General features: G+C 61.3%; 18 protein-coding genes and 1 pseudogene. 16 read left to right on the forward strand and 3 right to left on the reverse strand.

The features are described 5' to 3' along the window. The first annotated feature begins 1,282 nt into the window (after positions 1-1,282). Both XH92_RS15370 and XH92_RS15375 read left to right on the forward strand, forming a co-directional pair. Entirely contained in the window at positions 1,283-1,441 is a 159-nt protein-coding gene (locus tag XH92_RS15370; protein ID WP_194459935.1) for a hypothetical protein, read from the forward strand. A 189-nt stretch (positions 1,442-1,630) separates the two neighbouring features. Then, on the forward strand, positions 1,631-1,828 hold the full coding sequence (locus XH92_RS15375; RefSeq protein ID WP_194459936.1) for a hypothetical protein: 198 nt from the start codon (positions 1,631-1,633) through the stop codon (positions 1,826-1,828). 85 nt (positions 1,829-1,913) lie between these two features. Here the strand turns inward: XH92_RS15375 and XH92_RS43605 are convergent, their stop codons facing one another. Next, positions 1,914-2,045 (reverse strand): hypothetical protein, encoded by a 132-nt coding sequence (locus XH92_RS43605; protein WP_256437660.1) that lies wholly within the window; start codon positions 2,043-2,045, stop codon positions 1,914-1,916. Positions 2,046-3,166: 1,121 nt separating this feature from the next. On the opposite strand from XH92_RS43605, the gene XH92_RS15380 reads away from it, so the two are divergent. Continuing rightward, positions 3,167-3,397, forward strand: a complete 231-nt coding sequence (locus tag XH92_RS15380) for a hypothetical protein (RefSeq protein WP_194459937.1) — start codon at positions 3,167-3,169, stop codon at positions 3,395-3,397. A 462-nt stretch (positions 3,398-3,859) separates the two neighbouring features. Further along, entirely contained in the window at positions 3,860-4,351 is a 492-nt protein-coding gene (locus XH92_RS15385) for a hypothetical protein (RefSeq protein ID WP_246788444.1), read from the forward strand. Between the two features lie 145 nt (positions 4,352-4,496). Here XH92_RS15385 and XH92_RS15390 read toward each other — a convergent pair whose 3' ends face one another. Further along, complete coding sequence (locus XH92_RS15390) at positions 4,497-5,852, reverse strand: styrene monooxygenase/indole monooxygenase family protein (protein WP_210345556.1); 1,356 nt, start codon at positions 5,850-5,852, stop codon at positions 4,497-4,499. Between the two features lie 94 nt (positions 5,853-5,946). After that, positions 5,947-7,170: an acyl-CoA dehydrogenase family protein gene (locus tag XH92_RS15395; RefSeq protein ID WP_194459939.1), complete on the reverse strand. Its 1,224-nt coding sequence runs from the start codon at positions 7,168-7,170 to the stop codon at positions 5,947-5,949. A gap of 522 nt (positions 7,171-7,692) precedes the next feature. Between XH92_RS15395 and XH92_RS15400 the strand changes: the two genes are divergently transcribed. The 12 genes and pseudogenes from XH92_RS15400 to XH92_RS43045 form a co-directional block, all read left to right on the forward strand. Next, a complete protein-coding gene (locus tag XH92_RS15400) occupies positions 7,693-9,114 on the forward strand; it encodes an LLM class flavin-dependent oxidoreductase (RefSeq protein WP_194459940.1) in 1,422 nt (473 codons plus the stop codon). Positions 9,115-9,120: 6 nt separating this feature from the next. Then, complete coding sequence (locus XH92_RS15405; protein WP_194459941.1) at positions 9,121-9,891, forward strand: ABC transporter ATP-binding protein; 771 nt, start codon at positions 9,121-9,123, stop codon at positions 9,889-9,891. Between the two features lie 7 nt (positions 9,892-9,898). Continuing rightward, entirely contained in the window at positions 9,899-10,780 is an 882-nt protein-coding gene (locus XH92_RS15410; RefSeq protein WP_194459942.1) for a branched-chain amino acid ABC transporter permease, read from the forward strand. A 3-nt stretch (positions 10,781-10,783) separates the two neighbouring features. Beyond that, positions 10,784-11,842, forward strand: coding sequence for a branched-chain amino acid ABC transporter permease (locus tag XH92_RS15415; RefSeq protein WP_194459943.1), 1,059 nt, complete (start codon positions 10,784-10,786; stop codon positions 11,840-11,842). Positions 11,843-11,930: 88 nt separating this feature from the next. Continuing rightward, positions 11,931-13,259, forward strand: a complete 1,329-nt coding sequence (locus tag XH92_RS15420) for an ABC transporter substrate-binding protein (RefSeq protein WP_194459944.1) — start codon at positions 11,931-11,933, stop codon at positions 13,257-13,259. An 18-nt stretch (positions 13,260-13,277) separates the two neighbouring features. Continuing rightward, positions 13,278-14,072: an ABC transporter ATP-binding protein gene (locus XH92_RS15425; protein WP_194459945.1), complete on the forward strand. Its 795-nt coding sequence runs from the start codon at positions 13,278-13,280 to the stop codon at positions 14,070-14,072. A gap of 15 nt (positions 14,073-14,087) precedes the next feature. Further along, positions 14,088-15,173 (forward strand): dimethylsulfone monooxygenase SfnG, encoded by a 1,086-nt coding sequence (sfnG, locus tag XH92_RS15430; protein ID WP_194459946.1) that lies wholly within the window; start codon positions 14,088-14,090, stop codon positions 15,171-15,173. A gap of 355 nt (positions 15,174-15,528) precedes the next feature. Then, entirely contained in the window at positions 15,529-16,554 is a 1,026-nt protein-coding gene (locus tag XH92_RS15435; protein ID WP_194459947.1) for an ABC transporter substrate-binding protein, read from the forward strand. A gap of 88 nt (positions 16,555-16,642) precedes the next feature. Then, on the forward strand, positions 16,643-17,560 hold the full coding sequence (locus XH92_RS15440) for an ABC transporter permease (RefSeq protein WP_246788445.1): 918 nt from the start codon (positions 16,643-16,645) through the stop codon (positions 17,558-17,560). Beyond that, positions 17,560-18,357 (forward strand): ABC transporter ATP-binding protein, encoded by a 798-nt coding sequence (locus tag XH92_RS15445; protein ID WP_194459949.1) that lies wholly within the window; start codon positions 17,560-17,562, stop codon positions 18,355-18,357. The genes XH92_RS15440 and XH92_RS15445 overlap by 1 nt, the downstream gene beginning before the upstream one ends. 7 nt (positions 18,358-18,364) lie before the next feature. Further along, positions 18,365-18,643: a hypothetical protein gene (locus tag XH92_RS15450; RefSeq protein ID WP_194459950.1), complete on the forward strand. Its 279-nt coding sequence runs from the start codon at positions 18,365-18,367 to the stop codon at positions 18,641-18,643. A 923-nt stretch (positions 18,644-19,566) separates the two neighbouring features. Continuing rightward, positions 19,567-19,830, forward strand: a pseudogene (locus tag XH92_RS43045) (helix-turn-helix domain-containing protein); the annotation flags it as partial. Positions 19,831-19,844: the final 14 nt, after the last annotated feature.

Raw genomic sequence — 19,844 nt, forward strand, 5'->3', positions numbered from 1 at the left:
GCTCCTGAGCCCCTAAGGGCCTCCGCTGGGAAGCGGGGCCCCTTCATCTTACTGGACATCCGGGCCGATCGTGGTCGATCGTTCGGGGCATTCTCTTTGGCGCGTTGCATCTCTTTAGCTACGCCGTCGCAAAGCCTTGCAGGCGGCTTTCGAGCGCCACGGCTCTCCATCGGCGGTCAATCAGCTCGATTCGCAGCGGCTTGTTTCGAACTGGAACTGCAGCAGCAAGTCGGATCAGCAAATATTGCGCTGGCAGCCGCAATGTCGGTTTGCAGACATTCTCCGCGGTCGTTTCTGATTCTTTAGTGTTCAGGTAACGACCGACGACTGAGGCTTCAGTTCTCCCAAATCCTTGCCACGCGGATCGACGTCAGCCCGTTTTCGCCCAGCTCAAGCAGTCGTCGCTCGTGTTCCGCGGTCCACGGCTTTGGCATCGTTCGCTGGTTTTCCTGAAGGCGTCTGATTGTGCCGGTTCGCTGATCGATCCATCGCAATCCACGTGTGCTGATGGCACCGGGGCGATACGGGAAATCATCTCGTCATGGGAATAGACCGATGCGGCCAAATGGATTCATAGAAACGGCCTCAGCACTTCTGGGGGCCGGAGGCCAGTGCTGAAGCCGTTGCCTGAACATCCGGGAGTGAGTCGCTGGAGACAGGCAACAATATGATGTCGACGCCCAAAGTTCCCGCATTTGCATATGTGAATGAGCGCCCCGGCTTACCACAGTCGTGGTTCGGACCAAGCAGATGGCGAGCGGTCCCGCGTTCAGTGCCCGAGCCCTAGCAGGAGCCGAAAGCCAAAATAAGCGCCCGTAACGACAGCCGCGGTGACTACAAATGAGAACAGGATGCGCCAAAGGTCGGCTTGCTTGAGCTTGAAAATGGGTTCGTTGCTCCCAAGCAAAAGTCGCGTCATCCCGGAAGGCAGGATTACCTCTCACGATAGTCTGGGGGAGCTGGCCGCCGCCTTAACATGGGTGAAGCAGAAAGATGATTTCCGGCGAGCCGATATCGGTCGCGGGGTGCTGGTCTTTGCCACTACCGCGGCGGATGCGGTGACTGTGCAAGCAAGGCCCCGAGGGGTTAGACGGGTGTGAGGCCTCGCTCTGGAGAATCTGCAGACCGGCGGATGCATCCGGCGATCTGATCTCCGTCCGATGATGTCGCTTACGGTGCTAATGCGAGGCGGAAGGCCCGGCTTTTCATTTTCATGTCGTTGGCGGTCGCGCCCCGGATACGCTGAGCCTGGGCTGCTGCTCGCATCTTCGGCCGCTTGCATTTGGCCGCCGAGACCATCGAGAAGCTGACACTGCGCGTCGTCGGCTGCCCGGCCGGAGCCGCGACCGAGATTGCGGCCATCGTCTTTTTTGACGCTGCATCTCATCTCGATCGGAGCGCTTATGGTGGTCATTTTCACCGGCGCAAAGGCGCACCCTAGGAGCCAAAAAATTGGCCGTTATGAACTCGGCCCGGTTTGCGTCCCTTGCTCGAGAGGGAGAGCGGAGAGAGCCGCTCATTGTGGACCTCACGAGCTACGCGAGCACGTCTTTGCCGATATCCGCGAACTTGTATTAGGGGCTGCGCAGGAACGATGTCCTGTACGGCGCGTAGCCGTTCATGAGTGCGGATGCTTATCTCGAAATGGCAGAGCATTGTCGGCGAGGCCAAGGAATGGACACGGGATGCTTTCACGCGCCGATACTTGGAGCATATGGAGCGCAGCTACCGCGTCTTAGCCCGCAGCGAGGCCATGCTGGAAGATTCCGAGAAGGCGCAGGCGAAGCTGGACAATAGCAAGCGAGGAAAGGCGCCCGGCGTCATCTGATGCGAAGAGAGGCCGCCAACTGAGACGGCGTCTCTTCGCAGGTCGGGATGCGAGGCCTGTGAGATCGCAATTTGCGTGCGCCAATCTATAGCTCAACAGCCTGCCCGATAGCGAGCTTCCGCGCCTTGTCCTTCGCGGCTTCGTCGTCGCACACCAAGTCCACGCGGTCGATGATATGGCCATCGTCCCCCGGGACATACGCCTTGTAGTTCCGCATTGCCTGGAGCGCTCCCGAAGAACGTAGAATGGTTCCAGGTCTGCGGTCTACGGAATGCGGGAAGTCGACCGAGGCGGCCTTATTTGTCGTCCTCGCGAGGCGGATCGAATTTGTTGCCTAGGAAAATGTTGGGGACAGGGAGACGGAGCATTTCCAGTGTGCGGGCGCAAATCTGTCGCGTCCGTTCGATCTCTTCGGCTATTCGTGCGGTTTCAATGGCAAGGTTCTTCTTGGAATCTGATAGCACAGCGGCGCTCCCTGTTATGCAGGCGGGAGCGCTTTTGGTCTCTCAGCCACCGACGCCTACGGGCAGAGCCTCGGCCGGTGATAGCCGTACTATGCGCCAGCTTCGCAAATGTTGCTATAGGAACTCCGTTCACCGACGGAGGACCATGGAAGCCGCCGAAGCGGCCCCAGCAACCTTTGGGGGCCCTGATGAAGGGGGCTAGTTGCTGGGGCCATCTACCGGCCCGATGCGCCGAGCCAGGTTCGCTTTTCAGGTAAGCAGGGCAAGGGCGACTATCGCGATGGGGCACAGTCCGAACGTGACGACGCCGATCCGGATTAGAAATTCGGCCATGGCACGAACTCCAAACGCTCTACTAAGTTAAGTCCGGAGCTTTCGCGTGCAAAGTGCAGTTTGTGCCTGCCGCGCGCTGACGTTCGGCGGCAGAGAACACATAGCGTCCGATAAAAAATGATGAGGCCAGAACATTTACCAATGCGTCTCGGTAGTCCTGCAACTTCCGTTCACCTCATCAGGGCCTTAGCCTGTATAACGGATAGCGCGGTGGTTCTGTGATGCATGTGCCCGCTGACGACACTCGGCATGGCACGTCATAGTGCAACCTGCCGCCGGAGTTATTGGCTCGCACCTTTGGCATTGTGGGATCAGTTGGCGCGGTAGCGTGCCGCTCAGGCGGCTCTCCAGCGGCGCTGAGGTTGTTCGTGGCGAAAAGGCTCGCCCCCGCGAGAGCCAGCAAAAGAGATTTCGTTATAATGATCCGACGTCCCCGTATGGCCGCGTGACAACAGCATATTAGCAGGAAACCAGGTTAGCGTCTGGACTCTGCGTTCTATATCTGTTCTTGTGATTCACATCAAGCGCAGAACCAAGAGCCATGCCGGACCTCGATACTGTTCGACGAGACATTCAGTACATGCGCGTCCAGGTCGGGCGCCAAAGAAGGGAAATGCTGACGCTCCGGGAGGCAGGTATCTCGACAGGCTCGGCCGAAGCGCTGCTGGGGCGGATGCTCGACAAGGTCGATGGTCTCTGCGCTCAGCGGGACCGGCTCAAGAGGGATCTGCCCCAGGCCAGGCCGAAGGTGTTGGGAGGCCGGAGCTGGTGAGGTACTTCGATGACGAGAAGGAGCTGCCACCGTTTTTGGCGGCGCTCAATGAAAGTTCGGCATCGTGCGACGCGGGAAGGGCTATCCATGATCGCGGCACCGAAAATTGCGCTCGCGTTGGATTTTCGCGACAGACTTGCTTTCGCCCGACCGGTGGCGTCAACATCCCTGCATGAACGTAAAGGTCCGCTCGCCCAAGGCTCGCGAACAGCCTACGCGTAAGATTGGATGCGATATCGTAGGTCTGGCTGGTGTGGGGAAAAGCGGTAGCGCTCCACGGACTCGAATCCCCGCGACGCTTCATCCTTTGGTTCGTTCGGGCGCCCCAATCTGGTATCGCGCGCCAATCTTGCCAAATCAAAACATTCAATCGGCGGATCATAGCCGAAGCGTCTCTCTTGCCGGTCAGCGCGCGCCTCAGCCTTTCGGGCTTGACCCGCTCCGCGAAGGCAATTTGGCCATTTGGAAACGTGGACCATCTCGCGTTCGTTACCGGCGCTGGCGTTGCACGACGAGCTCTATGGTCTGTCCCATCCGGAGGCCGGACTCTCGACATTGTCCTATGATCTCGGCGTCGATCTCTCGCTGTTTCCACAGGATCAGGTCTTGCCGGAGAATCTCAGTGTCCCCGGCGTCGAGGGCCATTATCGCGAGGTCTCCGAGTTGACCCGTCGCTCCGGTCTCAGCCTGGTCGAACTGGGGCAGCGGTACGGCGCGGGTCGTACGACCAGCGGCTTCACCGGGACGCCCGGCGCGGTCGCCGACCGCATGCAGGAGTGGTTCGAAGCCGGCGCCTGCGACGGCTTCATGTTGCAGATCCCCTACCTCCCGGGCCGGATCGAGGACGTAGTACATCAATTGGTGCCGGAGCTGCAGCGCCGCGGTCTCTTCCGAACCGAGTATGAAGGCGCGACTCTACGCGACTCGTTTGGATTGGTCCGACCGCCGAACTGACTGAAGAGCGCGGATCTGACGGCTGCTTGTCGTCATCCCTTCACGATCAGCAGATGTCGGCATCGGTGGTTGCGCCTCCTCGCAACCAAGGTGATGAATAACCCAGCAATCCTGAATGGATTGCTGGGTTATCTTTTGTGCGAAATCAACCGACCCTTCCCGCAGCGCGTGCAAATTGCTCCGGCGCCTTGAACCTTGCCAGGACAGCTTCCGCCGGCTCGGCCGCCAGATCAGCGATCAGCTTGTTTACCTCTTCTCGGCTCTGGATACCCAGCAACGGTTGCGGTTCTGAGAGAAAATCGAAGAACGCGCTTCCGATCTTCGGATTGACCGCCGCAGCCGGAAACAGAAGTTCGGCATGCGCCGCGTACTTTGCGTCGCCGAGAAACAGCCGTGTAACTTCCGTTGCCGCTGCGGCACGATGGTCCCAGTGCTTGCCGAACTGACCCTGCAGCCACTCGTACGTGATCTTGCCTTTGTACTCCCTGAGAGCCCGAATCAGCAGTGCAGACTGAACGACTGCATTTTGCGCGCCCTGGCCGCCGATCGGATCAAAGGAGACCGCGGCGTCGCCAATCGCAGCAACAGGGTGCCCGCTTGTCGTGATGGCGACGGCACGACGAACAGTGGGCGTGACAGCGCCCAGGAACCAGGAATGCGGGTCCTCATGCAGGGGCTCGAGCTGTTCGATCAATGCCAGATCCTCCGGGAAATAGCCCGCAAACAGGCTGACGACGGCGTCGCGAGCGCTCTGCGTATCGATCGCGGATTTGAACAAGTCGATCCACGGGCTACCAGGCTTGGCAAAGCCGATGAACGCCCGTGTGGCGCCGAGATCCTTGTGCAGATAAGGACCAAAGAACGTCTCGCCAAATTCGGCATGAATGGTGAACCAATTATGCCTGGCGCCGTCTGAGCTGCGATAGGCGAATTGCTGATCGGCCCGATCCAACTCCTTGAAGGTCGCAAGCAGCAGGTGCCGCTGCGGCTCTGCGTAGACCGTGCGATCCGGGTCAACCGGGAAAAACGAGGACAAGCCACCCTTGCCCGTCGCGACGAGGGTGAGGTCGACGTCCGCGGCAATCGCGTCCAGGTCTTCTGTCGTGACGGCGCGCACGATAAACTTGCCACCTCGCGCCAGGAAGCAACCGAGGCGATCGTCGGCACGGAGCCGGGTGTCCACCGCCTGTGCTCGATAGTTGAATGGCCGGTCGAATTCGATGACCGGGGTTCGGGCTTCACCGGTACCGGAGACAATCCGGACGCTCATGCCGGTGCTGTTTCCGATCTCGTAGAGATTCTCGATGATCTCGGCATCGTAGTCGAGCGACTTGCCGAAATAGACGGCCGTGCCGGTGGGAGGCACATCGTTGCGCAGCGACCTGCGGTCTCGGTCGCTGTAGATCGTGACGTCAAATCCCGCGTTGACGAGGCCCAACCCTATCGTCGTTCCAGCAAGGCCGGCTCCGACGATGGCGACTCTACGTTTGGTGTTGGTCACCTGACTCTCCTGAAAGAACAATGGGCCGGTCCGAATGAGGGGGCGCAGCGCGGCTGCACCCAAGGCAATACATGAAGCCGCCAAAAAGGCGGTGCTAGCTGCTCTGTTGTCGTGCCGGACGGACGCCTGCGCTCCATGCGTATGGCAGGGCTTCGTCATTCAATTCATGTGCGCCGATGGCGCGAAGCTTGAAGTTCACGGGGTTGTGGGACGCGACGGTGCGCGCGTTGCGCCAATGCCGGTCGATCGCGAGCCTTTCCGAGCTGAGAGAGGCTCCGCCCACCTCGAACAGCTCGGTCGTCGCGTCGAGCACGAGCTTGATGACCACCACTTGCGCCTGTGCTGCCGCGAGCTCGGAGGCATCAAGCTGCTGAGGATCTTGATGGCGACCGTCGAGTGTTCTCGCGAGCTCGTCGACGGCGGCAAGAACGGCCGCCCGGGCACCAAAAGCGGCGGCCGAGAGCCTGCCGATGACCTGCTGCACCAATGGATCGTTCCGCGGCAGGTCTGCAGTCGCGTGGGTGAAAGTACGGGTTCGTTGTCTGATCCAGTCAGCTGTGTCGGCCCCCGCGCGCCGCGCAATGCCAGCGAGGGTTGCAAGCAGGACCAGTTGAACGTGAGCCGTTCCAAACACCCGGCCTTCCGTTCCGTACCCGGGACCGAGAATTCGGTCACCGGGGATCTCCACATTCCGAAACTCTGCTGTGCCGCTCGCGGTGAGTCTCTGGCCGAAGCCATCCCAGTCGTCCCGGACGCTGACGCCGGATTGGTTGGCGTCGATGAGGACGGAAACTCGTTTGCCGTTCTGGTCGGCTGCCACGATCAAGTGATCGGCGTAGAGAGTGCCAGTCGTGTAATATTTCGTGCCATTGAGCCGCAGGTCGGCTCCCTCCGAGGTCACCGCGGTCCGGTAGCGATCGACAGCGCCGACGCCCAACTCTGTAACTGCGACGCCGATCAACGCGCCGTCCGCGATGGCTCTGAGCCAGCGCGATCTGACCGTCTCATCCTTGTTCAGGCGCAGGTCTTCGACAAGGTTGAAATGTGCCCGCAGCGCCTGTGGCAGATTGGAGTCCGCGGCCGCAAGTGCGATGAGCAGGTCGAAGGTCTGGCGGAGCGATGCGCCGAGCCCCCCGAGCTCGACTGGCACGCGCAAAGCTCCAAAGCCGGTCTCTTTCAGCAGTTTGATCTCTTCTAAAGGGAGCGTGCGGTTTCGTTCGCGTTCCACTGCACCGGCCGCGATCTTCTTGAACACCGGGGCGAAGCGCCCTTCGAGTTCTTCGTCGTTGATGGCCCGATTGACGAGGTGAATGGTCATCGCTTTGCTTCTCTTTGTCCAACGCAGTAGATCGAAATCGATCGCGTTCGAAAGAATAGCCAGCCGTCGCTGGAGGGCCAGACTGTATTTCTCGAAGTTCCAAGGCGATCGTTCGGAGCGGCGCGCCGTTCAAAGAAAAATCTGCTGCGTAATGCGATAGCCGAAAGCACCGCGCGGCCGGCGCGCGCGTTGGCCCATCGGCCGGACAATGCGCGACGAGTGCCGGCACATTCATCTCGAGAAAGGCATTCTTCACAATGCCGGGCAGCGCGGAGAGTTATATCGACGTTCGATTGGGACGAAGTGGTTTTCTTGCCATCAGCGTAGAGTGTGCCGCCCAGTTTTGTCGGCGCCGGCATTCGATTGCGGAAACTCGAGAGAGAGTTTCTCTTGTCAGGCAGAGCATTGAAGAAACGTGCGCGTTGAAAAACGCGGATAAAAGCGATGGACCACCGATCGTCTGCTGTGGCGAGATACCAGCGAGAAGACAGAGTGAAGCTGGCGGCGCGGAAGGACACATCGATGGTACGGCAAATTCGTTTCAATGCGTTCGACATGAATTGTGTCGGCCATCAATCGCCTGGCGTTTGGGCGCATCCGCGAGATCGGTCCTATAAGTACAAGGACCTCGATTATTGGCAGGATTTGGGGCGAACGCTCGAGCGCGGAATCTTCGACGGCATCTTCATTGCGGATGTCATCGGCTATTATGACGTCTACAAGAATTCGCTGTTCCATGCGCTCGAGCAGGCAGCGCAAATCCCTGTCAACGATCCGTTGCAGCTCGTGGCTCCGATCGCGCTCGCAACAGAACATCTCGGAATCGGCATTACCGCATCGACGTCGTTCGAGCACCCGTATACGTTCGCGCGCCGGCTCTCGACGGCGGATCACCACACCAAGGGTCGCGTCGGCTGGAACATCGTGACCTCGTACCTCGAAAGCGGGGCGAAGAATATCGGGCAGGGTGGGTTGCGCCGCCATGACAATCGGTACGAGGTGGCGAACGAATATGTCGAGGTGCTTTACAAGTTGTTTGAGGGAAGCTGGGAGGAAGGGGCCGTTCTGCGCGATGCCGACAAGCGGATTTTTACGGATCCCTCGAAGGTTCACGAGATCGCGCATAAGGGAAAATACTTCGATGTGCCCGGCTATCATCTGTGCGAGCCGTCGCCGCAGCGAACGCCGTTGCTCTATCAGGCCGGCGCCTCAGGCGCCGGCAAGGCCTTTGCGGCCGGGCACGCTGAGTGTGTCTTCGTCGCGGCTCCGATCAAGCCGGTTCTGAAATCCTACGTTGCCGAGGTGCGGCGGCAGGCGGCGGAGGCCGGTCGCGATCCCCGAAAGATACTGACCTATAATCTGGTCACGGTGATCGTCGACGAAACCGACGCCGAGGCACAGGCGAAGTTTAGGGAGTATCAGCAGTATGCTTCCTATGACGGCGCTCTGGTGTTCATGTCGGGCTGGAGCGGCATCGACTTCGGACGGTACGCGCCGACCGATCTGGTCAAGAAGGTAGACACCAACGCCATCGTCTCGGTCGTCGAGCACCTCGCCAGCGGCAGCAAGTCCTGGTCGATTGAGGAATTGGCGCGCTGGGGCGGCATTGGCGGGCTCGGCCCGGTGTTCGTCGGCTCGCCGTCGACGGTGGCCGATATCCTGCAGGAGTGGGTGGAGGAGACCGATGTCGACGGGTTCAATCTGGCCTACGCCGTAACTCCGGAAACCTTCGAGGATGTGGTCAATCTGCTCGTCCCCGAACTGCAGCGGCGCGGTGTCTATCCGACCGCCTATCGTCCCGGGACCCTGCGCGAGAAGCTGTTCGGCGAGGGGCCATATTTGCCATCGAGCCATCCGGCCGCGGCCTACCGTGACATCGAGGCGGTGAAGCGGCGCGCCAGCCAGGCGGCCGGTGCGCCGGAGCGGCAGACGGTCGAGGCCTGACGCACGATGTCCGGAGCGATTCTGCAGCTGCGCGACGTGTCCCTGTCGTTCAAGGGAATCAAGGCGCTCAATGCGCTGAGTTTCGAGGTCGCACGGGGCGAGATCTGTGCGCTGATCGGTCCGAACGGGGCCGGCAAGAGCTCGCTGTTGAACATCATCAATGGAGTCTATCGGGCCGACAGCGGCAGCGTTGTCTTCGACGGCCAGCAGTTCGTTCGCATCCGCCCCGCCCGTGCCGCGCACCTGGGCGTTGGCCGGACCTTCCAGCACAACGCGCTGTTCAGGCAACTCAGCGTTCTCGACAACGTGCTGGCGGGGCTCATCCGGCGCAGCCGGACGACGCTCATCGAGCACGCCTTTGGCGTTGGCCGCGACCGCAGCGAGACGCACGAGTTCAGCCGCCGGGCGGACGAGATCATCGATTTTCTGGATCTCACCAGGCACCGGGACACGGTGGCGTCGACCCTTCCTTACGGCGTTCAGAAGCGGGTCGATCTCGCACGAGCGCTGGTCGGCCGTCCGAGCCTGCTGCTGCTCGACGAGCCAATGGCCGGGATGAACCAGGACGAGAAGCATGAGATGAGCCGATTCATCCTGGAGGCCAACCGCACGCTGGGCACCACGATTGTGCTCATCGAGCACGACATGAACGTCGTCATGGGACTCTCGCATCACGTCGTCGTGCTCGACTACGGCCGCAAGGTCGGTGACGGCACCCCTGAGGAGGTACGCAAGAACCCCGACGTGATCGCGGCCTATCTGGGCACGGTGCATTGAGGTCCAGATGAGCTTCTTCATCGAAACGCTGGTCGGCGGCTTGCTTGCGGGCGTCATGTACTCCCTGGTTGCGATCGGATTCGTGCTGGTTTTCAAGGCCTCCGGCGTCTTCAATTTCGCGCAGGGGGCGATGGTGTTGTGCGCCGCGCTCACCTTCGTGACCCTGCGTGACAAGGGGCTCGATTTCTGGCTCGCCGCGCCGATCACGCTTTTGATCATGGTGGCGATCGGTATCGTGGTGGAGCGCGTCGTCTTGCGGCCGCTGGTCAATCGACCGCAGATCACGCTGTTCATGGCAACCCTCGGCGTATCCTTTGTGATCGAGGGACTTGCGCAGATCGCGATGGGGGCGAGCGTGCACGAGCTCGATCTCGGCATCGTCGACACGCCGATCTCGATCGGCGGAGTCCAAATCAGTCAGTTCGACCTTGTTGCCGCCGGCACGGCCGGCGTTCTCGTGGTCGCACTGTCGATCTTCTTCAACACGACCCGGGTCGGAATCGCGCTGCGCGCGATCGCAGACGATCCGCAGGCTGCGCTCTCGATCGGGATCCGGCTGCAGACCCTGTGGCAGATCGTGTGGGGCGTCGCGGGTTTTGTCTCGCTGGTCGCTGGTCTGCTCTGGGGCGCGCGCCAGGGCGTTCAGTTCGCGCTCACCCTCGTCGTGCTCAAGGCGCTTCCGGTGCTGATCATCGGGGGATTCACCTCAATATCCGGTGCGATCGTCGGTGGCCTGATCGTAGGTGCCGGTGACAGCCTCGCAGAGATCTATCTTGGGAACATGTTGGGCGGCAGCGTATCGACCTGGTTCTCCTATGTTCTGGCAGTCGCTTTTCTGTTGGTCCGGCCGGCCGGTCTGTTCGGCGAAGCGCCGATTGAAAGGATCTGAAGCATGTCGGCGATCGGCACGGAAACAATCGAGACATTCAGCCCGCCTGGCGTCACAGCGCACGACCGGTTGCACCTCGCCTCTGCCGTCGCGCTGCTCGCCGTGCTTGCCGGCATTCCGCTCGTGGCGAACGACTACTGGCTCAATGCCGTCTTGATCCCGTTTCTGATCATGTCGCTCGCGGCTTTGGGGCTGAACCTGCTGATGGGCTATGCGGGCCAGGCCTCGCTTGGCAGCGGCGGGTTCATGTCTGTCGGAGCATATGCGACCTACAATCTGCTGCTGCGGCTGCCGGAGCTACCGTTACCCGTCAGTCTGCTGCTCGGAGGGATCGTTGCCGGGCTCGTGGGGGTCATTGCGGGCCTGCCAAGCCTGCGGATCAAGGGATTTTATCTCGTCGCATCGACGCTGGCCGCCCAGTTCCTGCTCGAATGGCTGTTCAATCAATATGGCTGGTTCTCGAACTACTCGACCTCGAGTTCGATCTCGGCGCCGCGGCTCGCGCTTCTTGGTCATGATCTCTCGAGCCCGGCCGGCCGCTATCTGTTGACCCTGGCCACCGTCGCGGCCGTGACGGTGATCTCGATCCGTCTGGTTCGTAGCCAGACCGGCCTGACCTGGATGGCGATCCGCGACATGGACACAGCGGCTTCGGTGATCGGCATTCCCGTGTCGGCCGGAAAGCTGAAGGCCTTCTTCGTCAGCTCGCTGGTGATCGGCATTGCGGGTGCGCTTTGGGGCTTCGCCTATCTCGGCACGGTCGACGCGCGCAGCTTTAACCTCGACCGCTCGTTCGAGGTGATGTTTGCGATCATCATCGGTGGCATGGGCAGCATCAGCGGCGGCTATCTTGGCGCCGCTTTCATGATCTTGCTGCCGATCCTGCTCGATCATGTCGGGGGCCGGCTGTTCGCAGGCGCGGTCGACGCCGGGCAACTCGAGAACTTTCAGAAGGCGCTCTTCGGCGCGCTCATCGTCTGGTTCCTGATCAAGGAGCCGAGGGGGCTCGCGGCGTTGCTGTCGCGGGTATGGACGCAACTGGTTTCGCGGTTGGCCCGCTAGTGTCGCGTACCACGTGCGAGGATCAAACGTAAGTTCTGTAGTCATATGGAGGGGTAAGCAGATGTCTTTGCGAAAACAAGAGATGCGGATGCGGGTCGTGAGCAAGGTGTTGGGGCTGGCGGCACTCGGTCTGTCGGTCGTTGGCACCGCCGCCTCGGCGGAAGATGCGAAAACGCAATATTTCCCGCTCGCGACCTTTCGCGTCGGAGCCTATGCCTCGAGCGGCATTCCGGTCTGGGCCGGCGAGATCGACTATTTCCGCTACATCAACGAGGTGGAGGGCGGCATCAATGGGATCAAGCTGGTCTGGGACGAATGCGAGACCAATTGGGAAGTCGAGAAGGGCGTCGAGTGCTACGAACGGGTAAAGGCGGGTAAGAATGGGTCGGCCGTTCCGATCTTCCTGCCGCATGGCGATCCGATCTCGAAGGCGCTGACCGAGAAATCGGTGGCCGACAAGATTCCGCTGGTGACCATCGCCTACGGTCGCACCGAAGCGATCGATGGGCGGGTCTTTCCTTACAGCTTCCCCGTCGTTTTCAGCTTCTGGAGCGAAGCGTCCTCGGCGGTCAATTTCATCGCGGAAAAGGTCGGCGGCAAGGACAAGCTGAAAGGTCTCAAGATCGCGACCGTCTATCACGACTCGCCGTACGGCAAGGAGACCCAGGTTCCGCTCGCCCACCTTGCCAAGACCTACGGCTTTGAGGACATCCAGATTCCGGTGCCGCATCCGGGCAATGAACAATCGGCGCAGTGGGCCAAGATCCGTCAGCTCAAGCCTGACTGGGTGTTCCTGCGCGGCTGGGGCGTGATGACACCGGTTGCGATTAAGACCGCGGCCAAGGTGGGCTTCCCGGTCGATCATATCATTGGTGGCATCTGGTCGGGCTCGGAAGAAGATGTCCGTCCGGCGGGTACCGTCGCCAAGGGCTACCTTGCAATCACGCCATTTCCGGCTGGCGCCAATTTCGAGATCCACCAGAAGCTCAAGAAGTACGTTCTCGACAAAGGTCTGAGCGATCTCAAGGATCCGAAGAGCTTCGGCTCGGTCTACTACAATTCCGGTGTCGACGAGGCGATCGTTGCGGTCGAGGCAATTCGCACCGCCCAAGCGCATTTCGGCGTGCGGCCGATCAATGGTGAGGAAGCGCAGTGGGGCCTCGAGCACCTTGACCTCTCCGAGAAGCGGCTCGCGGAAATCGGCGCGACCGGCCTCCAGCAGCCCCTGAAGTTGTCGGCCAAGGACCACGAGGGCGGTGGCGCCGGCAAGGTGCTGCAGTGGGATGGCGAGAAGTGGAATGTGGTGTCGGACGGCTGGGTGAAATCCGATCGTGATCTGTTGCTGCCGCTGATCTATGAGCGCGCTGCCGCCTACGCCAAGGAGAAGGGCATCACGCCGCGCGATGCCACCAACTGAGGTGGCCGAGGGATCGCCATGACCACGTCTCAATTTCTCGACGTCGACAACATCGAGGTTCTATACGGTCACGCGATCCTGGCCTTGCGCGGTGTATCGCTCAGGGTCGAACAAGGGTCGATCGTTGCTCTTCTCGGCGCCAATGGCGCCGGGAAGACGACGACGCTGAAGGCGATCTCGAACCTGCTCGCGTCCGAGCGCGGCCACTTGAGCCGTGGCGCGATCACCTGGCGCGGCGAGGTGACCAACCGTCTCGATCCGGCCGATCTTGTGGCCAGGGGCGTCGTCCAGGTTCTCGAAGGCCGCCACGTCTTTCCTCAGCTTACGGTCGAGGAGAATCTGCTCAGTGGCGGCTTTGTGCGCCGGCCGAGCCGTCGTGCGCTCGCCGAGGATCTCGATCGTATCTACGGCTGGTTTCCGCGCCTGAAGCAGCGCCGCAGGGCTCGTTGTGGCCTGACCTCGGGCGGCGAGCAGCAGATGGTCGCGATCGGGCGAGCACTGATGACGCGCCCGACGCTCGTGCTGCTCGATGAGCCCTCGATGGGGCTGGCGCCGATTATCGTGGAAGAGATCTTCCAGATCATCCGCGACCTCAATCGGAACGAGGGCGTCAGCTTCCTCCTGGCTGAGCAGAACGCGCATCTCGTCCTGCGGTTTGCCGACCACGGCTATGTCCTCGAGAACGGACGGGTGGCCGCATCAGGCACGGCGGCCGAACTCGCAGAACGCGACGATGTCGCCGAATTCTATCTGGGTGGTGCGGCAACCGGAATGGTGGCTGCCGCAGAGCCTGTCCAAACGGCAATCAGTTAGTGGGAGCAGCGCGTCATGGCAATTCGCTTCGGATACTGGATGCCGCTCGGCAGTGGCGGCTTTGTCATCAGCAACGTTCCGCAGCGGACTGATTGGACCCTCGACTACAACGCCGGGCTCGCGCGCGAGGCCGAGGATCTCGGCTTCGAATACGGGCTGGCGCCGGCGCGCTTCATTGCGAGCCACGGCTGGGAGCTGCAGCAGGAGGCCATCACCTGCACCGCGGTGCTTTCGGCCCAGACCAGCCGGCTGAAGCTCATCAGCGCGATCCACACCGGCTTCTGGCATCCCGCCATGATCGCGAAGGTGGGAGCCACCATCGATGTCTATTCCAAGGGGCGGTTTGCAATCAACATCCTGACCGGCTGGTTCAAGGACGAATTTCGCGCGTTCGGCGAGCCCTGGCTGGAGCACGACGAACGCTACCGCCGCTCGGAAGAGTTCATCCAGGTGCTCAAGGGCCTGTGGACTCGGGATCGTTTCACCTTCAAGGGCGACTTCTACAGCATCAATGACGCATGGTTGAAGCCGAGGCCGATCTCGCAACCGTATCCGGAGATCTTCCAGGGCGGCAATTCCAAGGCAGCGCGCCGGATGGCGGCGAAATATTCGGATTGGTATTTTCTCAACGGCACCACCGTGGAAGGCGCCAAGCAGCAGATCGACGAGGTCCGTGCGCTCGCCAAGGCGAAGGGCCGCACGGTGAAGTTCGGGCTCAACGGCTTCGTCATCCAGCGGCCGACCGAGCAGGAAGCGCTCGACCAGCTCGAAGCGATCATCGCAGGCGCCGACCCGGAGATCGTTAAGGCCTTCGCGGAGCAGGTGAAGCAGGCGGGCGCATCGACCGCCGACAAGATCGGGATGTGGGCCGATTCGAACCATGCTAACCTGGTGCAGCCCAATGACGGCTTCAAGACCCGTCTCTTCGGTCCTCCCGAGCTGATCGCCGAGCGCATCCGTGCCTATGAAGCTATCGGCGTCGACATGATCCTGTGTGCCTTCCTGAACTTCACCGACGAATTGCCGGCCTCCGGCCGCGAGGTCATCCCGCTGCTGAAACCGGCAAAGGCCGATCGGGCGTATGAGCCCGAGCGTGCTTGATGCAGCGTGTGAGCGGGGTGAACGCAATGCCGCTGCGTCGCGAGCTGATTGGATGATTGGGTGGAGCGGTTCGCTTGGTGCGCAGAGTGAGTTCACCGCGCCAGTCATCGCGCGGAAGAATCGGACTGCAATCAACACCGGCTTGGAAACAAACCAAATGCGGATGAAGCGTGCGGCAGCGTATGCATCGTAATTTCGTTCGACGGCTCGACACTCGCGAAATCGAACAGCATCATTCTCGTACAGAACCGTTCACCCATGAGTGGCCTGCGAAATCGCTGCGTGCTCTTGGGATGTTCGGAATAGCACCCTTCTACCAACCGGCAGCCGGGCACTTTTGGAGCGGAGCTTTGTCATGACGAAATCGAGAGATCGTAATTTTTCTCGCCGAACGGTTCTCAAGGCAGCCGGGGTAACCGGACTGGCGGCATCGAGCGGATTCGTAGCGAGCAACGTCTATTCGCCCGCGGTTGCTGGACCGGCGCCGAAGATACGGCTGGCCTGGACCGAGGTTGCGGCGTGTCATTCACCGCTCGGCTTCGGAGTCGAGAAGGGGATCTACGCCAAGCACAATCTCGACGTCGAGTTGTTCTACCAGGGCGCCAGCGGCCAGACGCTGATCCAGGCGCTTGCGACCGGCAAGGCCGATGCCGGAGCCGGCTTGATCGGCGACTGGCTGAAGCCGCTGGAGCAGGGCTTTGATGTCAAGCTTTTCGTCGGTTCGCATGGTGGGTGTCAGCGCCTGCTGGCGTCACAGAAGTCCGGCATCAAGGATATCGCCGGAATCAAGGGCAAGACGATTGCAAGCTATGATGTGGTGTCGCCGCCGAAGGTGGCCTTCCAGGTCACGCTCGCCAAGGCCGGCATCGATCCAGAGACTGACGTCACTTGGAAGGTCGTGCCGTTCGATCTGGTGGGCGAGGCCGTGAACAGGGGGGAAGCGGATATCGCCGCGCATCTCGATCCCTGGGCATACTCGATCGAGAAGAAGTTCAACTTCGTCAAGCTGGCCGATACCCAGACCGGGGTCTATGAGGGCCACACATGTTGCGTCCTCGGCGCCAACGGCCCGTTTTTCAGCGCCAACAAGGATGCGCTGCGACGCCTCGCGGAAGCGAATATCGAGGTGCATGAATACACCGCCAACCATCCGGACGAGGTGGCGAAGTGGTACTTCGAGACGCTCAAGCCGGCGGGACTTACTCAGGCGGAGTTGGCGGAGATCCTGGGTTCGCTGACCTACCACAATCACCCGATCGGGCAGCCCTTGGTGGACCAGATCCAGAAGACGGCCGAGGACCTCAAACTCGTCAAGGTGCTGGATTCGACCACCGATCCCAAGGCGTTCGCCGAACGTGTCACGGTCAATCTACTGGCGTGAGGCGTTTGCTGTGACCGAGACGACGCACGCGATCGGCGGATCGCTTTCAGGTCAGCTGCCCTCGTTTCGCCGCATCTGGTGGGAAGGTGTGTTCGCCGCGGCATCCTGGGCGACCGCGGCGGCGATCACGGTGGGACTGCCCGATGTCGTTCCTTGGGGCAGCGCGGGTCTTTTCGCCGGGATCACTGGCGCGATTGCGATTGCATTTCTGGTGCTGTCTGCCGTAGCGCATCGTCTTGGACGCATCAGCGAGAGTCTGATCCATTATGGACCGTGGTTTGTCGCCATCGGAGTCTGGCTCGCATTGTGGGAGCTGACCACCGCGAAGTTCGGATGGCTCCCGAAGCCCTTCTTCTCGCCGCCGCACGGGCTTCTGAACGTCTATGTAACCGATGGCCAGCGTCTCCTGATCTGCATCGGCTACACGCTGCGCCTGTGGTCGCTGGGCTTCGTGTCCGGCGTCATCGTCGGCTACGCTGCTGGCGTGGCGCTTGGCTGGTCGAAACGCTTCAGCTACTGGGGCATGCCGTTCCTGAAGCTGATCGGCCCCGTTCCGGCGACGGCCTGGATACCCTGCACGTTCTATTTCTTTCCCACAACCTTCGGCGCCAGCATATTCATCGTGGCGCTGGCCTCCGGCATTCCGGTCGCGATCCTTACCGCATCGGGCGTGGGTGCAGTCAACCGTGCCTTCTATGATGTCGGTCGAATTCTCGGTGCGGACAGCTGGTACCTGATCCGCAGGATCGCGATCCCGGCCTCGACGCCGCATGTGTTCGTCGGGCTCTTCATGGCGCTTTACTACTCGTTCGCCGTTCTGGTCGTCGCGGAAATGCTCGGCGCCAAATATGGGCTTGGTTGGTATATCCAGTTCCAGACAGCATATTCGGGCTATGCGAACGTCTACGCCGCGTTGATCATCATGGCTTTGCTGTGCGCCGGGATCGTCCGCCTGCTGTTCGTCGTGCGCGATCGTCTCCTGAGCTGGCAGGAAGGATTTATCTGATGGCCGATGCAGCGTTTGCGGCGGTCGAGCCGGGGGGCGCACGGCATGGCAGCACGGCCGTCGATGTCCATGCCGTCAGCCATCAGTTCAATCTGTCCGGCGCGAGGTTGCCTGTGATTGAGGCGATCGATTTTGCGATCGGGCGTGGGGAGTTCGTGGCGCTGCTCGGTCCGTCGGGGTGCGGCAAGTCGACGCTGTTACGGTTGATCGCGGGACTTGAGCTGCCGAGCAGTGGCAGCATCCTGGCCGATGGCCGGCCGATCAATCGTCCGGATCCCTCGCGCATCCTGGTTTTTCAGGATCCGACGCTGTTTCCCTGGGCCACCGTCTGGCGCAATGTCGCGACCGGATTGGAAGCACGCAAGGTGCTGAAGGAGTCGCGCGGGCGCGTCGACGCCGCGCTCGACCTTGTCGGACTCGCTGCTTTTGCCGACGCCTATCCCCACCAGCTATCGGGCGGCATGGCGCAGCGCGCCTCGCTGGCACGTGCCCTTGTTAACGATCCGACGCTCTTGTTGCTCGACGAACCGCTGGGAAAGCTCGATTCACTGACGCGACTGACCCTGCAGGCTGAACTCGTGAGGCTGTGGCAGCGCAACGGTTTCACGGCTCTCCTTGTCACGCACGACGTGGAGGAAGCGCTGCTGCTCTCGTCACGCGTCATCGTGCTCAGCGAGCGCCCGGCGCGGATCAAGGCCGAGTTCCGTTTCGAGAAACCGTACCCACGGCACCGGGACGATCCCGAACTCGTGACTCTCCGCCGAAGCATCCTTGCAACGCTAGGGCTTTCGACCTGAGGCGAAGATGGCGCGGGTCTCTACGCATCTCCTGTCGGTCGGCATCCTGATCGTCATGCTCGCCGTCATCTGGTGGTGGGTCACGTACCGCGACGTGATCCTTTATGCCTATCTTTCGACGAAGGAGGCGGGGCTCTGTCTCCTCGGGCGTTCGGACATCTGTGATCTCGCCCGCACGCTGTGCCGAGGTACACCCGCTCTCATCAACTACTGGTGGGGAACGTTCTGGATCGGCGTCGCCCTCGTGTCGGCAAGTCTGGCGATACATGGCCCGCGCCGGGCGTAATTCTTGCTTCGACCGCAGAATTCATCATGCTGCGGGTTTCCGGCGCGCGATATCCTCTCGAATGTTGGAGCAGCAGGAACTCGACCCCACGGTGCCCAGTTTTGCGGCCAACGCAGCTGCGACGTGATGAGCGGGATTGGCTGCCGCTCGAGCCGGGCGACGAATGCCCATCCTCGGCCGGATAGGTCCAGGTGTGCGAAAGGCAAGTCATTGATTTTTCTCAGGCTGTGGCTGACTCTTAATCAGCGGGTCCCAGGTTCGAGCCCTGGTGCGCCCACCAAGCTTTCATAGCTTAGGTTTAGCCCTCGTAACGGCCATCGCAGCCGCCGGTCGCGTCTAGTCAGGCAACCCGGCCGTTGTTGTTCGCGCCTCACGACATTTCCTGATCTGCGATCTCATCGCCCGGCGTGTTGGTCTCGCCGTGTCCGGCCTCACCGTGTGGCTCGCGATTCAGCGACCGCTTTTGCGTCATGCTTCAGGTCCACGCGTTCTCGTGTCGCGCGTACCGTCCGGCTCCGGCCCGAAGCTCGTCATGACAGGCCGCAGCTGCTGTTCCGAAAGATGAGCGATGCGCGAGGTGCTATCGGAGCGCGGGGCGCTCTGCGGCGAGGGCGGTTGACAGGGCGGAGCGCCCACTTTAATCACCTGACTAATTAATCAATTAATTAAGGTCTGAATCCTAGGGAAAGAATCCGCCTGATGCTGGCCGGCCACAGATATCCGAAGCTGCTTGACCCGCTTGGTTGCGGCTTCATTGGGCTGGAAGCGAAGGCGCCCGCCGTCAGATCCTACATGCAGGTCCGCTCGCGCGTGCGCCGCCCGGCGTCGCTCGCCCGTCAGCGATGTCGCGGACCGGCGCGTCCTGCCCGAACCCGGGCGGGCTTCATTCACCCGAACGCAAACTGAGGAGTGAGGCGTAAACGATGGGACGTCGATCTGAAGTACTGATGGCGCAAGACACCGCCGGCACGGACAACCGGCGCGTGATACAGGTGGTATCGCGCGCATTCGACATCGTGCGTTGCTTCGAGGGTCGAAGCATACGCCTCGGCAATCGCGAAATCGCCGATCGCTGCGGTCTTCCGCGATCGACGGTCTCGCGCCTCACGCTCACCCTCACCCAGATCGGCCAACTGATCTACCTGCCGCAAGAGCAGAAATACGCGCTCGGTCCTCACGCCGCCGCGCCCGGCGCACCGTT

The organism is Bradyrhizobium sp. CCBAU 53421 (assembly GCF_015291625.1).
GTDB lineage: Bacteria > Pseudomonadota > Alphaproteobacteria > Rhizobiales > Xanthobacteraceae > Bradyrhizobium.

Coding starts and splice junctions, on each gene's coding strand:
- XH92_RS15400 (WP_194459940.1), top strand. CDS start 7,693: ATGGTACGGCAAATTCGTTTCAATGCGTTCGACATGAATTGTGTCGGC.
- XH92_RS15380 (WP_194459937.1), top strand. CDS start 3,167: ATGCCGGACCTCGATACTGTTCGACGAGACATTCAGTACATGCGCGTC.
- XH92_RS15415 (WP_194459943.1), top strand. CDS start 10,784: ATGTCGGCGATCGGCACGGAAACAATCGAGACATTCAGCCCGCCTGGC.
- XH92_RS15435 (WP_194459947.1), top strand. CDS start 15,529: ATGACGAAATCGAGAGATCGTAATTTTTCTCGCCGAACGGTTCTCAAG.
- XH92_RS15450 (WP_194459950.1), top strand. CDS start 18,365: ATGGCGCGGGTCTCTACGCATCTCCTGTCGGTCGGCATCCTGATCGTC.
- XH92_RS15375 (WP_194459936.1), top strand. CDS start 1,631: ATGCTTATCTCGAAATGGCAGAGCATTGTCGGCGAGGCCAAGGAATGG.
- XH92_RS43605 (WP_256437660.1), bottom strand. CDS start 2,045: ATGCGGAACTACAAGGCGTATGTCCCGGGGGACGATGGCCATATCATC.
- sfnG (WP_194459946.1), top strand. CDS start 14,088: ATGGCAATTCGCTTCGGATACTGGATGCCGCTCGGCAGTGGCGGCTTT.
- XH92_RS15405 (WP_194459941.1), top strand. CDS start 9,121: ATGTCCGGAGCGATTCTGCAGCTGCGCGACGTGTCCCTGTCGTTCAAG.
- XH92_RS15420 (WP_194459944.1), top strand. CDS start 11,931: ATGCGGGTCGTGAGCAAGGTGTTGGGGCTGGCGGCACTCGGTCTGTCG.
- XH92_RS15445 (WP_194459949.1), top strand. CDS start 17,560: ATGGCCGATGCAGCGTTTGCGGCGGTCGAGCCGGGGGGCGCACGGCAT.
- XH92_RS15425 (WP_194459945.1), top strand. CDS start 13,278: ATGACCACGTCTCAATTTCTCGACGTCGACAACATCGAGGTTCTATAC.
- XH92_RS15395 (WP_194459939.1), bottom strand. CDS start 7,170: ATGACCATTCACCTCGTCAATCGGGCCATCAACGACGAAGAACTCGAA.
- XH92_RS15410 (WP_194459942.1), top strand. CDS start 9,899: ATGAGCTTCTTCATCGAAACGCTGGTCGGCGGCTTGCTTGCGGGCGTC.